Source organism: Glycomyces sp. NPDC046736 (assembly GCF_040645615.1).
In the GTDB taxonomy this organism is placed as follows: Bacteria; Actinomycetota; Actinomycetes; order Mycobacteriales; family Micromonosporaceae; genus Glycomyces.
In genome coordinates this window covers 21,880-34,861 of sequence record NZ_JBEYYO010000026.1, presented here as the reverse complement: position 1 = coordinate 34,861, position 12,982 = coordinate 21,880, and the positions used below count along the sequence as shown (strand labels likewise).

Genomic DNA, 12,982 nt, shown 5'->3' with positions numbered 1-12,982 from the left:
GTATAACCCCAGGTGGTCGCCAGGTCACCGATTTCACCTCAGCTATGGCGTCGGTAACTCGCGCACCGGTGGCCGGGGCCTCGGCTGATAGGATTGTTCGAAATTGAACCAGCCTCGCGGCTGGTGGCGCGGACGCGGCGAGAGGAGGTCGGACATGGGCGCGGGCGATTTCGAGAGCCGTTGGCTCGCACCGGACGTCAATGCCGTCTGGAACCGCTTCCTCAACGTGTCCCATCGACTGGAGCACCAGATCGACCGCCGCCTCCAGGACCACCACGGCATCACCCACACCCAGTACGAGATCCTGGTGCGCCTGGCCGACAGCGACGAGCGCTCGATGCGCATGAGCGACCTGGCCGACCGGATCGCCACCGCCAAGAGCGCCGTGACCTACCAGGTGAACCGCCTCTCCGAGATGGGCCTGGTCGAGCGCCACAAGTGCGACCGCGACAACCGCGGCACCTGGGTCAAGCTCTCCGACGCCGGCGCCGAGCGCCTCGAACAGGCCGCGCCGTGCATCCTCTCGCTGGTCCGCGAGATCTTCCTCGACGCCCTCGACTGCGACCAGGCCGCCGACCTCGACAAGCTCCTGGGCACCTGGTCGGCCAACCTCGACCGCGGCGCCGCGGCCCCGGCCGAGACCCACGACGACGCCCGCCACAGCGAACGCGAGGCCGCGTAACCGCTTTCGGTGGGCCCTGGCGGTGTAAAGCCTGCCGACCCTCCGCATCGGTGTAGGGTCAGGCCGTGCCGAGCTTTCCGCGTCCTGAGACGACCGTCCCCTACCGAGTGGACGGCCTGGCCGACCTCGTCCCCGAGGCCGCCGACCTGGACTTCGCCCTCACCGGGGTGAGCCTGGCCGCCGACGCGACCGAGCCTGGCGACCTCTTCGCCGCGCTCCCGGGCTCGCGCCGCCACGGCGCCGAGTTCGCCTCCCAGGCCGCAGAACGCGGCGCGGTGGCCGTCCTCACCGACGCGCGCGGCGCTTCCCTCGTCGGCGGGCTCCTGCCCGTGCTCGTGGTGGAGGACCCGCGCGCGCTCACCGGCGAAGTCGCCGCCCGCGTCTGGGGCCGCCCGTCCGAACGCCTCAACCTCATCGGCATCACCGGGACCAACGGCAAGACCTCCACGGCCTACCTGGTCGAAGCCGCGCTCTCCTACGCCGGGCGCACCACCGGGATCATCGGCACCGTCGAGACCCGCATCGCAGGTGAGGCGATCGAGTCCGAGCGCACCACCCCCGAGGCCCCCGAACTCCAGGCGCTCTTGGCGCTCGCGGTCGAACGCGGCGTCACCGACGTGGTCATGGAGGTCTCCAGCCACGCCCTCGCGCTCGGCCGGGTCGCCGGGTGCCGCTTCGCCGCCGCCGGGTTCACCATGTTCGGCACCGACCACCTCGACTTCCACGCAGACCTCGACGACTACTTCGCGGCCAAGGCCAAACTCTTCGACGGCCGCGCCAAGGTGGCGATCCTCAACGCCGACGACCGCCGCGTCGCCACCCTCGTCGAACCCGACTCCTACACGTTCTCCCTCGAAGACCCCGGCGCCAGTTACTACGCCTCCGCGATCAGCGCCGACGGCTTCGCCCAGACCTTCCACCTCCACACTCCCGACGGCAAAGGCGAAGGCCGGGTCAACATGCCCGGGCGCCACAATGTCGCCAACGCCGCGCTCGCCGTAGCCCTCGTGGCCTCCTCTGGCGTCGACACCGAGACCGCGCTCGCCGGGGTCGCCTCCTGCACCGGCGTGCCCGGTCGCATGGAACTGGTCTCCGGCGCCTCCCCGGTCCACGGGATCGTCGACTACGCCCACAAGCCCGAGGCCGTCACCGCCGTCCTCGAAGCGATCCGCGAGTCCACCCCCGGCAAGGTCATCGCGATCATCGGCGCCGGAGGCGACCGCGACCGCTCCAAGCGCCCCCTCATGGGCGCGGCCGCCGCGCGCGCGGCCGACCTGGTCATCGTCACCGACGACAACCCGCGCACCGAGGACCCCGCGCGCATCAGGGACGAGGTGGCCGCCGCCGTACAGGGCGTGCCCTGCCGTAATATTCCGGGACGGGAACCCGCCGTGCGGGAAGCCGCCGCCCTGGCCGCCCCCGGAGACGCGATCGCCCTGCTCGGCAAGGGCCACGAGACCGTCACCGAGACCGCCGAGGGCCTCGTCGCCAGCGACGACCGCGTCCTCCTCGCCCGCGCCTTGAGGGACGCGGGCTGGGTCACTCCGGCCAGCAACGAGGTCTGAGGCCCCACCGCCGAACCGCACAACAGGAGGAGTCAGCCGCGTGATCCCCATGAGCCTGGCCCAGGTCGCCGCCGCCGCGGGCGGCAAGCTCAGCGAGACCGCCGACCCCGAGGCCGCCGTCACCGGCGGCGTCGAGTTCGACTCCCGCAAGGTCGGCCCCGGCGGGCTGTTCCTGGCCATCCCCGGCGAGAAGGTCGACGGCCACGACTTCGCCGCCGCCGCCGTGGCCCAGGGCGCGGTCGCGGTGATCGCCACCCGCGAGATCGACGGTCCCGCGATCTACGTCGACGACGCCGTCGCGGCCCTCACCGGCCTCGCCCGGCACATCGCCGCCGCCTCCAAGGCCCGCGTCATCGGCGTCACCGGCTCCAACGGCAAGACCTCCACCAAGGACCTCATCGGGCAGCTCTGCGCCCGCCTCGGCCCCACCGTGGCCACCGAAGGCAACTTCAACAACGAACTGGGCCACCCCTACACGGTCTGCCGCGTCGAGCCCGACACCGAGTACCTGGTGCTCGAACTGGCCGCCCGCCACGTCGGCAACATCACCGAGCTGTGCGAGATCGCCCCGCCCGAGATCGGGGCGGTCCTCAACGTCGGCATCTCCCACCTCGACGGCTTCGGCTCGATCGAGACCACCGCCGAGGCCAAGTCCGAGCTCCCGCGGTTCCTCGCGCCCGAGGGCACCGCCGTGCTCAACGCCGACGACTCCCGCGTCATCGCCATGGCCGAGCGCACCCGCGCCCGCGTCCTCACCTTCGGCGTGAGGGAACCGGCCGACGTCACCGCCGTCGACGTCAACCCCCGCGACGGCCGCCACGCGTTCACCCTCCGCACCCCCGACGGCGACGCCCGCGTCGAACTCGCCCTCTGGGGCGCCCACCACATGCACAACGCTCTGGCAGCGGCGGCCGCGGTGTGGCGGCTCGGCGCGACCCCCGAGCAGCTCGCCGAAGGCCTCTCCGCAGCGGTGCGCAAATCCGAGCGCCGCATGGACGTCTTCACCCGTCCCGACGGCACCACCGTCATCGACGACTCCTACAACGCCAACCCCGCCTCGATGGGCGCGGCCGTCCGCGCCCTCGGGCAACTCCCCACCCAGGGCCGACGCATCGCCGTGCTCGGCCTCATGGCCGACCTCGAAGAGCTCAGCGACGAATGCCACCGCCGCGTCGGCGAGCAGGCCGCAGCGGCCGGCCTCGACGAGATCATCGCCGTCGGCGACGGCACCCAACCCATCGTGGACGGTGCCGACGGCGTCACCGCCACACATGTCCCCGATCAAGACGCGGCCATCGAGCTGCTACGACGCCGGCTGCGCCCCGGCGACGCCGTCCTGGTGAAAGGCTCCCGCTACCGCACCTGGAACGTCGCCGACCACCTGCGCGCCAAGGAGGAAACCGACCAGTGAGAGCAGTCATCGTCGCCGCGTTCGTGGCGTTCGCGCTCACCATGGCGCTCACGCCCCTCGCGGCCAAGCTGTTCCGGAGGCTCAAGGCCGGACAGCCCATCCGCACCGACGGCCCCCAGACCCACCTCGCCAAGTCCGGCACCCCGACCATGGGCGGCGTGGTCTTCATCGTCACCACCGTCCTGGCCTACATCTGCGGCCACCTCGTCCTCATGGCCCTGCCCGAGATCGAGGCGGGCGTCGAGTTCCACCGCCCCACCGGCTTCACCGCCACCGGCATCGTGATCATCGGCCTGTTCGTGGCCTGCGGCTTCGTGGGCTTCCTCGACGACTGGCGCAAGATCCGCAAGAAGCACTCGGGCGGCATCTCCGGCCGCGCCAAGATCCTCGGCCTGACCATCGCCGCGATCATCTTCGGCTCCATCGGCGTCTTCTACACCGGCTCCATCGGCGAGACCGTGGCCACCCCGTACATCTCCTTCACCAGCGACATCGACTGGATCCCGGTCACCAACGTCGGCATGGTCCTCCTCATCGTCCTGATCGTGAACGCGACCGCCAACGGCGTCAACCTCACCGACGGCCTCGACGGCCTCGCGACCGGCGCGTCCATGATGGCCTTCCTCGCCTACCTCATCATCGGCTTCTGGCAGTACCGCCACTGGTGCGGCGGCGCGGGCGAGAACCTCTCCCCGAACATCTGCTACGACGTGCGCGACCCCCTGGAGATCGCCCTCATCGCCGGTGCCGCCGCCGGAGCCATGTTCGGCTTCCTGTGGTGGAACACCTCGCCCGCCCAGATCTTCATGGGCGACTCCGGGGCCCTCGGCCTCGGCGGCCTCATCGCCGGACTCGCCGTGGCCTCCAAGACCATCCTCCTGCTCCCCATCATCGGCGCCCTGTTCGTGATCATCACCTTCTCGGTGATGATCCAGATAACCTCCTTCAAACTCACCGGACGCCGCGTCTTCCGCATGGCCCCGCTCCAGCACCACTTCGAACTCGCCGGCTGGTCCGAGGTCAACATCGTGGTCCGGTTCTGGATCATCGCCGGCATCGGCGTCGGCATCGCCCTCGGCTTCTTCTTCGCCGACTTCCTGCGGATGGCGGGGTAGCGGGTGCGCATCGCCGAACGAGTCCTCGTGGCCGGAGCCCGCGTCGCCGGAGCCGCGTGCGCCGAGGTCCTCCTCGACCGCGGCGCCGCCGTCACCGTCTACGACCGCGAGGACTCCGACCGGCTCAGGGCCCTCGCCGCCCGCGGCGCGGCCCGCGTCGTGTCCGACGCCTTCGACCCCGCCCTCCTCGACGGGGTCGAGCAGGTGATCCTCTCCCCGGGCTTCCCGCCCCACCACCCCATCGCCGCCGCCGCGCGCGAGGCCGGGATCGAGACCTTCTCCGAACCCGAACTCGCCTGGCGGCTGCGGGGACCGGACGCCGCGCGCTGGCTCGCCGTCACCGGCACCAACGGCAAGACCACCACCACGACGATGCTCGCCGCGATGCTCGCCGCCGCCGGACTGCGCACCGCCGCGCTCGGCAACATCGGCGTCCCGCTCGTCCACGCCGCCAACGGCCCCTACGACGTCATCGCCGTCGAGCTCTCCAGCTACCAGCTCCACTGGTCGGCCGAGCTCGCCCCCACCGCCGGGGCCGTGCTCAACCTCGCCCCCGACCACCTCGACTGGCACGGCGGCTTTGACGCCTACGCCGAGGCCAAGTCCGCGGTCTGGCGCGGCGGGCGCGCCGTGGTCAACCTCGACGACCCCGCGGTCGTGGCCCTCGCCAAGCACACCGACGCCGAGATCACCGGTTTCACCCTCAACCAGCCCGAACCGGGTCAGTTCGGCGTGGCCCTGGGCTTCCTCGTCGACTACACCGGGCCCGAACCGGTCCAGATCTGCTCGGTCGAGGACGTGCGGCCCGCCGGATGGCACAACGTCGCCAACGCGCTCGCCGCCGCCGCGCTGGCCCGCCAGGTCGGGGTCTCGCACCGCGACATCGGCGACGCGATCCGCGGCTACGTACCCGAACCCCACCGCAACGTCGCCTTCGCCGAGCACGACGGCGTGACCTGGGTCGACGACTCCAAGGCCACCAATCCGCACGCCGCCGCCGCCGCGCTCGCCGCCTACGACTCCATCGTGTGGGTCGCCGGGGGCCAGCTCAAAGGCGTCGACGTCGACGACCTGGTGTCCCAGTACGCCCACAAGCTCCGCGCCGCGGTCCTCATCGGACAGGACCGGGCGCTCATCGCCGACGCGCTGGCGCGACACGCCCCGGACCTCCCGGTGGTCGTGCTCGACGGCGGCGACGATGCGGTCATGACCGACGTCGCCGCCCGCGCCGCGGGCTTCGCGCAGCCGGGGGACACCGTGCTGCTGGCCCCCGCCGCGGCCTCCTACGACATGTTCGACTCCTACTCCCACCGCGGCGACGCGTTCGCCGCGGCCGCGCGGGCCCAGATCGCGGGTGAGGCCGAGTGAAGAGCGGGTTCACCGAGCTGCTGCGCGGCCTCCTCGACCGGCCGCTCGCCTCGTACTACCTGCTGCTCTCCTCCTCGGCGCTCCTGCTCACCATCGGCCTGGTCATGGTCTTTTCGGCCACGATGGTCGAGTCCTACAAGGCCACCGGTACCGCGTTCACGATCATCCTCCAGCAGGCGATCTGGGCCGGGGTGGGCCTGATCTGCTTCTGGATCGCCCAGCGCTTGCCCTCGCGCACCTACCGCGCGGTGGCCCGCCCGCTCCTGATCATCTCGGTCCTGCTCGGCCTGTTCCTGGTCGTCATGTCGATGCGCAAGCCCGACCCGAGCGAGTCCTCGGGCATCGCGGCCGACCAGCTGTGGATCCACTTGGGACCGATCCAGTTCCAGCCCGCCGAGATCGCCAAGTTCGCGCTGCTCCTGTGGGCCGCCGACTCGCTGGTGCGCCTGGGCCCGCGCATCGCCTCGTGGCGCGACCTGGCGATCCCGATGTTCCCCATCGCCGGGGTCCTCATGCTCATCATCGGCTACGCCGACCTGGGGACGATGCTCATCATCGTGGCCGTGTTCATCGGCCTCCTGTGGGCCTCGGGGGTCCCGATGCGGATCCTCGCGGTCCTGTTCGGCACGGCCCTGACCGGCTCGGTGCTCCTGATCGCCTTCGAGGGCTACCGCATGGAGCGCATCATCTCGTTCTCGCGCCCCCAGGACTTCGCCGACACGTGGGGCTACCAGGCCATCCAGGGCTACTACGCGATCGCCGACGGCGGCTGGTTCGGGGTCGGGCTCGGCGAGAGCCGCCAGAAGTGGGAATGGCTCCCCAACGGCCACAACGACTTCATCTTCGCGCTCATCGCCGAGGAGCTCGGCGTGGTCGGCTGCCTGGTGATCCTGGCGCTGTTCGGGGTCCTGGTCTACACCGGGTTCCGCATCGCGCGCCGCTCCGACGACCCGTTCCGGTCCCTCGTGGCCGCGGGCGTGACGATCTGGATCGCGGGCCAGGCCTTCATCAACATCGGCGGCGTGCTCGGCCTCATCCCGATGACCGGGGTCCCGCTGCCGTTCATCTCCGACGGCGGCACCGCGCTCGTGGTGGTCCTCGCCGCGGTCGGCATGCTCGCCGGGTTCGCGCGTGCCGAACCCGACGCCGCGCAGGCGCTGCGGGCCCGCAACCCCTCACGTCTCGTACGCTTGCTCTGGGCCCCCCTGCCGCCCGCACCCCGCACGGAATCCGACTCCGAACCCGTCCCTTCGACCAGAAAGACATGACGTTGCCTCAGCTTCGATCGGTCGTCCTCGCGGGCGGCGGCACCGGCGGCCACATCTACCCGCTCCTGGCCTTCGCCGACTGCCTCCGCCGCCACGACCCGCACGTCCGCGTCACCTGCCTCGGCACCGAGAAGGGCCTGGAGAACGACCTCATCCCCAAGGCCGGATACGACCTGCGCAACGTCCCGGCCCACCAGCTGCCCCGCAAGATCAACCTCGACCTGCTGCTGACCGCGCCGCGGATGCTCAAGGCCATGAAGGCCACCCGCGACGTCATGGACGAGGTCGCGGCCGACGTGGTGGTCGGCTTCGGCGGCTACGTGGCCGTCCCGGCCTACCTCGCCGCGTGGCGGCGCAAGACCCCGATGGTCATCTTCGAGTTCAACGACCCGCCCGGGGTCGCCAACAAGATGGCCCTCAAGTTCAGCGACAACCTCGCCCTCGGATTCCCGCACCTGCCGCAGGCCTCCCCGATCCTCGCCGACGGCACCGTCACCGGAGTCCCGCTGCGCCCCGAGATCGCCCACCTCGACCGGAACGCCATGCGCGCCCAGGCCTGCCAGTACTTCGGGCTCGACCCCCGGCGGCCCGTGCTGTTCGTCTACGGCGGCTCCCAGGGCGCGGCCTCGATCAACAACGCCGTCTCCGGCGCGGCCCAGATGCTCACGCACCGCGGCGTCCAGGTCCTCCACGTCACCGGCGCGCGCCGCGACGAGCCGATCCACATCCCCGAGGGCCTGCCCGTGCCCTACCGGACCCTGCCCTACCTCGACCGCATGGACCTCGGCTACGCCGCCGCTGACATGGTCCTGGCCCGCGGCGGCTCCATGACCGTCGCCGAGGTCTCCGCGCTCGGCGTCCCCACCGTGTTCGTGCCCATGCCCTGGGGCAACAAGGAGCAGTACCGCAACGCCGGGCCCGTGGTGGCCGCCGGCGGCGCGATGTTCTGCGACGACGAGAACCTCAGCCCCGCCTGGATCGAGGCCAACCTCATCCCGGTCATCACCGACCGCGCCAAGGTCGCCCAGATGTCCCAGGCCGCAGCCGCCTTCGGCTCGCGCACCGGCGACGAGGCTTTGCGCAATTACACGATCAAAGTGGTGGAGCAGGCATGAGCGACGACCCGAACGACCTGACCAGCCCGATCGACGAGGGCATCACCGCCGAGGACCTCGGCCGCACGCTCTTCATCGGCGTCGGCGGCGTCGGCATGAACGGCCTCACCCGCCTGTACGCGACCCGCGGGCTCGACGTGACCGGCTCCGAGACCAAGGAGTGGCCGAACCTGCCCGAGCTCGAAGACCTCGGCGTCACCCTCCACCGCGAGCACGCCAAGGCCAACCTCAACGGCATCGACACCGTGGTGCGCTCCACCGCGATCAACGACCGCCACGTCGAGGTCGTCGAGGCCCGCGAGAGGGGCATCCGGGTCCTCCACCGCTCCGAGGCCCTCGCCGCGGCCATGACCGGCCGCCGCTCGATCGTGGTCACCGGCACCCACGGCAAGACCACCACCACCGCGATCATCACCCAGATGCTGGAGCACGCCGGGCTCGCGCCGTCCTATGTCAACGGCGGCGAGATCATCGGCGCACACACCGGCTCGCACGGCGACGGCGCGTTCTTCGTGGCCGAGGCCGACGAGTCCGACCGCAGTTTCCTGCGCTACCGCCCCGAGATCGGGGTGGTCACCAACATCGACGTGGACCACCTGAACACCTACGGCGACATGGACTCCCTCACCGAGGCCTTCGAGCGCTTCTGCCGCAACACCGACAAGGACGGGCTGCTCGTCCTGTGCGCCGACAACCCCGGCACGCTCGCGCTCGCCAAGATGCTGCGCGCCGAAGGCCGCTCGGTCGCCACCTACGGGTTCGGCGACGGCGCGGACATCCAGCTCGGCGAGGTCGAGTCCAGCAAGGACGGCGTGGACTACACCGTCCTGGCCCACAACCAGCTCCTGGGCCGCTTCCACCTGCCGATGCCGGGCCGCCACATCGCCCTCAACTCGGCCGCCGCGATCGCCGTGGGCCTCCAGATCGGACTCGAACCCGACGCGATCGCCGCCGGGATCGCCGCGTTCGGCGGGGTCAAGCGCCGCTTCGAGAAGCGCGGCGAGATCGACGGCTACGCGGTCTTCGACGAGTACGCCTACCACCCGACCGCGATGACCGAGGCCATCAAGACCCTCAAGGAGGTCGCCGCCCCCGGCAACCTCGTGGTGGTCTTCCTGCCCTACCGCGTCTACCGCACCGTCGAGATGCGCGAGGACATCGCCGAAGCGCTCGCCCTGGCCGACAAGGCCGTGGTCATGGAGATCTTCGGCCCCGGCGAGGAGATCCCCGAAGGCGAAGGCGGCCAAGCCCTTGCAGATGCCGTCGCCCTCCCCGACGCCGACAAGACCTTCGTCCCCGAATGGTCCGACGTCCCGGCAGCGGTCAAAGCCCTCGCCGCCCCCGGCGACGTGGTCGTGACCATGGGAGCCCCTCCGATCTCCCTCATGCCCGAAGACCTTCTCCGCTGAGCGGAGACGACGAAGGCGGCCGGATCGCTCCGGCCGCCTTCATCGTGGTGTTCGCTAGTCCCAGGCTTTCCCGTTGCGCCAGTAGCCCATGAAGGCTCCCGATTCCTTGGGGAGGCCGAGTTCCTTGCGGATGGTGAAGCGGAGGGTCTTGACCACGCCGGTCTCGGCGGCGATCCAGACGTAGGAGCCGGTGGCCGGGGCGGTTTCGGGGGCGTCCCAGATCATCTCGTCGTCGATCTCGACGAACGCGTCGTCCTCGGCCCCGAAGTCCATGCGGCGGGCCGCCTCGGTGACGGCCGGGACGAGGCGCTCGCCCCACGCGGCGCCGTCGCGGGGGAGCCATACGACCGCGACGTGGGCGGGCACTTCGATGTCGAGGGCGTCCTCGGCGGTGGGCACCTCGATGAACGCGGTGCCGCGCGCGGTCGCGGGCAGGTCCTCCAGGATCGCCGCGATCGCCGGGGCCGCGGTCTCGTCGCCCGCGATGAGCAGTTCGGCACCCTCGGGGGCGTGGAAGTCGACGCCGCCGTGCGGTCCGTCCCAACGCGAGTCGGGCCCCAGCAGCAGGAGCTCGTCGCCCACGGCCGCGGTCTGGAGCCACTCCAGGGCCGGACCGGTCTCCTCGTCGCTCTCGGCCTCGTGGATCACCATGTCCACGTCGACCTCGCCGAGCTCGGGCCGCACGGTCCGCACCGTGTAGGTCCGCACCCCGCACTGCTCGTCCTCGGGCAGCGACCGCAGCTCGGAGTACCAGCGGTCGCCGGTGGGCAGCTTGTCGTAGCCGCACGCGCTCGCCGGGAAGATCAACTTGAAACGCTGATCGAAGCCGTTGTCGGCGAAGTGCGCGAGCGAGGGGCCCTTGAAGGTCACCCGCACGAACGCCGGACTCAAGCGCACCAGCGCCGCGACCTCGGTACGGAACACGTCCCACGGTCTGACGGCGGCCTCGATCGGCTCGGCGTCCGTCGGCTGCACTGCGGTCTGCGTCGACACTCGGCACTCCTCTTCGATGATTAGGATTGCCTAACCTTAGCCGAAGGCCCTGGCGTGCCGCCACCGCCGCGGGCCGCCCCCGTGCCATCATCGACCCATGAGCGGCGCCGACAACCCGACCGAGCCCCGGCCCTGGCACCTGGTCCACGTGGTCCGCCGCAGGATGCCCAGCCGCGGACTGGGCCTGGCCGTCGCCGGAGTCCTCGCACTCCTCTTGGCCGCCTTCATCATCGTGTGGACCACACCCCTCTTCCGAGTCGAGCGCATCGAGGTCTCCGGCACCGCCGTCCTCGACCCCGCCGAAGTCGTCGCGCTCGGCCAGGACGCCATCGGCCGCTCGGTCCTCGTGGCCGACCTCGACGGGATCGCCGTCGCCGTGGCCGCGCTGGCCCCCGTCAAATCCGTCGACGTCACCCGTTCGTGGCCCGACGCGGTGAGCGTCGCGGTCACCGAACGCGAGCCTTTTATCGCCGTTCCCTCGGGTGACGAGACTTTTCTCATGGTCGATTCCGAAGGTGTGGCATTCGACGAGACCGCCGAGCCGCCCGGATCAATTTGGAGGGTCGAGCTGGCCGACCCCGGCCCCGACGACCTCGCCACGGTCGAGACCCTGGCGGTGCTCCTCAGCCTCCCCGCCGACCTCGCCGACGAGGTCGAACGCGTCGAATCGCCGTCACCGGCGGGCATCACCCTGTATCTCGAAGATGGACGGACGCTCATATGGGGTGACGGCTCCGAAAGCGAACAGAAAGCCGAGGTCGCCGATCGATTGTTGGCGAGCGGGTACGAACATGTCGATGTCAGCGCACCAGATGCACCCACTGTGAGTTAGCGTTATGGGGGAGCGGGTGCCGCACATCCCGTTTGTCGCAGCCAGGGCCGAAGGGGAAGGAAGGCAGCCGAGATGACACCACCGCACAACTACCTCGCCGTCATCAAAGTCGTTGGAGTCGGAGGCGGCGGCGTCAATGCTGTCAACCGGATGATCGAGGCCGGACTCAAGGGCGTCGAGTTCATCGCGATCAACACCGACGCGCAGGCGCTCTTGATGAGCGACGCCGACGTCAAGCTCGACGTGGGACGCGAACTCACCCGGGGCCTGGGCGCCGGCGCGAACCCCGAAGTGGGCGCGAAAGCCTGCGAGGACCACCGCGACGAGATCGAGGAAGTCCTCAAGGGCGCCGACATGGTGTTCGTGACCTGCGGCGAAGGCGGCGGCACCGGCACCGGTGGGGCCCCGGTCATCGCCAACATCGCTCGCAAGCTCGGCGCGCTCACCATCGGCGTGGTCACCCGGCCGTTCGCCTTCGAGGGCAAGCGCCGCCAGACCCAGGCCGTGTCGGGAATAGACGATCTGCGCAACGAGTGCGACACGCTCATCGTCATCCCCAACGACCGCCTGCTTCACCTCGGCGACCGCTCCATCTCCATGATGGACGCCTTCCGCCTGGCCGACCAGGTCCTGCTCTCGGGTGTCCAGGGCATCACCGACCTGATCACCACGCCGGGCCTGATCAACCTCGACTTCGCCGACGTCAAGAGCGTCATGAGCGGCGCCGGGTCGGCCCTGATGGGCATCGGCTCGGCCCGCGGCGAGAACCGCGCCGTCGAGGCCGCCCGCGCGGCCATCGAGTCGCCGCTGCTCGAGCAGAGCATGGAGGGCGCGCGGGGCGTGCTCCTTTCCATCGCGGGCGGTTCGGATCTCGGCCTGTTCGAGATCAACGACGCGGCCGAGCTCGTCTCGGACTGCGCGCACACCGACGCGAACATCATCTTCGGCGCGGTCATCGACGACGCGCTCGGCGAAGAGGCCCGCGTGACCGTGATCGCGGCCGGGTTCGACGTGGACGAGGCCGACTTCGAACTGGCGCAGCCGGCCCGGATCTCGACCCTGCCCGAGCAGAAGCCCGAGCCGGTGCGCGAACCCAAGCCCGAACCCGAGCGCGAGCGCGAGCGCGAGTCGAGCAACGGCAAGGTCCTGTTCGACGACGTGGACGTTCCCGCCTTCCTCAAAGAGGGTTTTTAGCGACGGCACTCCGTCGAGGTCCCGGTGCCG

General features: G+C 70.6%; 11 protein-coding genes. 10 read left to right on the top strand and 1 reads right to left on the bottom strand.

What is annotated here, in order from left to right; all coding sequences use genetic code 11:
• Window positions 1–154 precede the first annotated feature (154 nt).
• The 8 genes from AB0B28_RS21090 to murC all read left to right on the top strand — a co-directional run bounded on the left by AB0B28_RS21090 (window position 155) and on the right by murC (window position 9,933).
• Entirely contained in the window at window positions 155–682 is a 528-nt protein-coding gene (locus AB0B28_RS21090) for a MarR family winged helix-turn-helix transcriptional regulator (RefSeq protein ID WP_360124116.1), read from the top strand.
• A 65-nt stretch (window positions 683–747) separates the two neighbouring features.
• Entirely contained in the window at window positions 748–2,247 is a 1,500-nt protein-coding gene (locus tag AB0B28_RS21085) for a UDP-N-acetylmuramoyl-L-alanyl-D-glutamate--2,6-diaminopimelate ligase (RefSeq protein ID WP_360124113.1), read from the top strand.
• Window positions 2,248–2,287: 40 nt separating this feature from the next.
• Window positions 2,288–3,658 carry a UDP-N-acetylmuramoyl-tripeptide--D-alanyl-D-alanine ligase gene (murF, locus tag AB0B28_RS21080; protein WP_360124110.1) on the top strand — a complete coding sequence of 457 codons (1,371 nt, stop codon included), beginning with the start codon at window positions 2,288–2,290 and terminating at the stop codon, window positions 3,656–3,658.
• Window positions 3,655–4,773, top strand: coding sequence for a phospho-N-acetylmuramoyl-pentapeptide-transferase (mraY, locus tag AB0B28_RS21075; RefSeq protein WP_360124107.1), 1,119 nt, complete (start codon window positions 3,655–3,657; stop codon window positions 4,771–4,773). The genes murF and mraY overlap by 4 nt, the downstream gene beginning before the upstream one ends.
• Window positions 4,774–4,776: 3 nt before the next feature.
• A complete protein-coding gene (murD, locus tag AB0B28_RS21070; protein WP_360124104.1) occupies window positions 4,777–6,141 on the top strand; it encodes a UDP-N-acetylmuramoyl-L-alanine--D-glutamate ligase in 1,365 nt (454 codons plus the stop codon).
• A complete protein-coding gene (gene ftsW, locus AB0B28_RS21065; protein WP_360124101.1) occupies window positions 6,138–7,409 on the top strand; it encodes a putative lipid II flippase FtsW in 1,272 nt (423 codons plus the stop codon). Before murD ends, ftsW begins: the two co-directional genes overlap by 4 nt.
• Before the next feature lie 2 nt (window positions 7,410–7,411).
• Window positions 7,412–8,524 carry a UDP-N-acetylglucosamine--N-acetylmuramyl-(pentapeptide) pyrophosphoryl-undecaprenol N-acetylglucosamine transferase gene (locus AB0B28_RS21060; RefSeq protein ID WP_360124200.1) on the top strand — a complete coding sequence of 371 codons (1,113 nt, stop codon included), beginning with the start codon at window positions 7,412–7,414 and terminating at the stop codon, window positions 8,522–8,524.
• Window positions 8,521–9,933, top strand: a complete 1,413-nt coding sequence (gene murC / locus AB0B28_RS21055) for a UDP-N-acetylmuramate--L-alanine ligase (RefSeq protein WP_360124098.1) — start codon at window positions 8,521–8,523, stop codon at window positions 9,931–9,933. The genes AB0B28_RS21060 and murC overlap by 4 nt, the downstream gene beginning before the upstream one ends.
• 54 nt (window positions 9,934–9,987) lie before the next feature.
• On the opposite strand, the gene AB0B28_RS21050 is transcribed toward murC, so the two are convergent.
• Window positions 9,988–10,926, bottom strand: a complete 939-nt coding sequence (locus AB0B28_RS21050) for a siderophore-interacting protein (RefSeq protein WP_360124095.1) — start codon at window positions 10,924–10,926, stop codon at window positions 9,988–9,990.
• A gap of 97 nt (window positions 10,927–11,023) precedes the next feature.
• Between AB0B28_RS21050 and AB0B28_RS21045 the strand changes: the two genes are divergently transcribed.
• Window positions 11,024–11,758, top strand: coding sequence for an FtsQ-type POTRA domain-containing protein (locus tag AB0B28_RS21045; RefSeq protein ID WP_360124092.1), 735 nt, complete (start codon window positions 11,024–11,026; stop codon window positions 11,756–11,758).
• Between the two features lie 72 nt (window positions 11,759–11,830).
• Entirely contained in the window at window positions 11,831–12,952 is a 1,122-nt protein-coding gene (ftsZ, locus tag AB0B28_RS21040) for a cell division protein FtsZ (protein WP_360124089.1), read from the top strand.
• Window positions 12,953–12,982 lie beyond the last annotated feature (30 nt).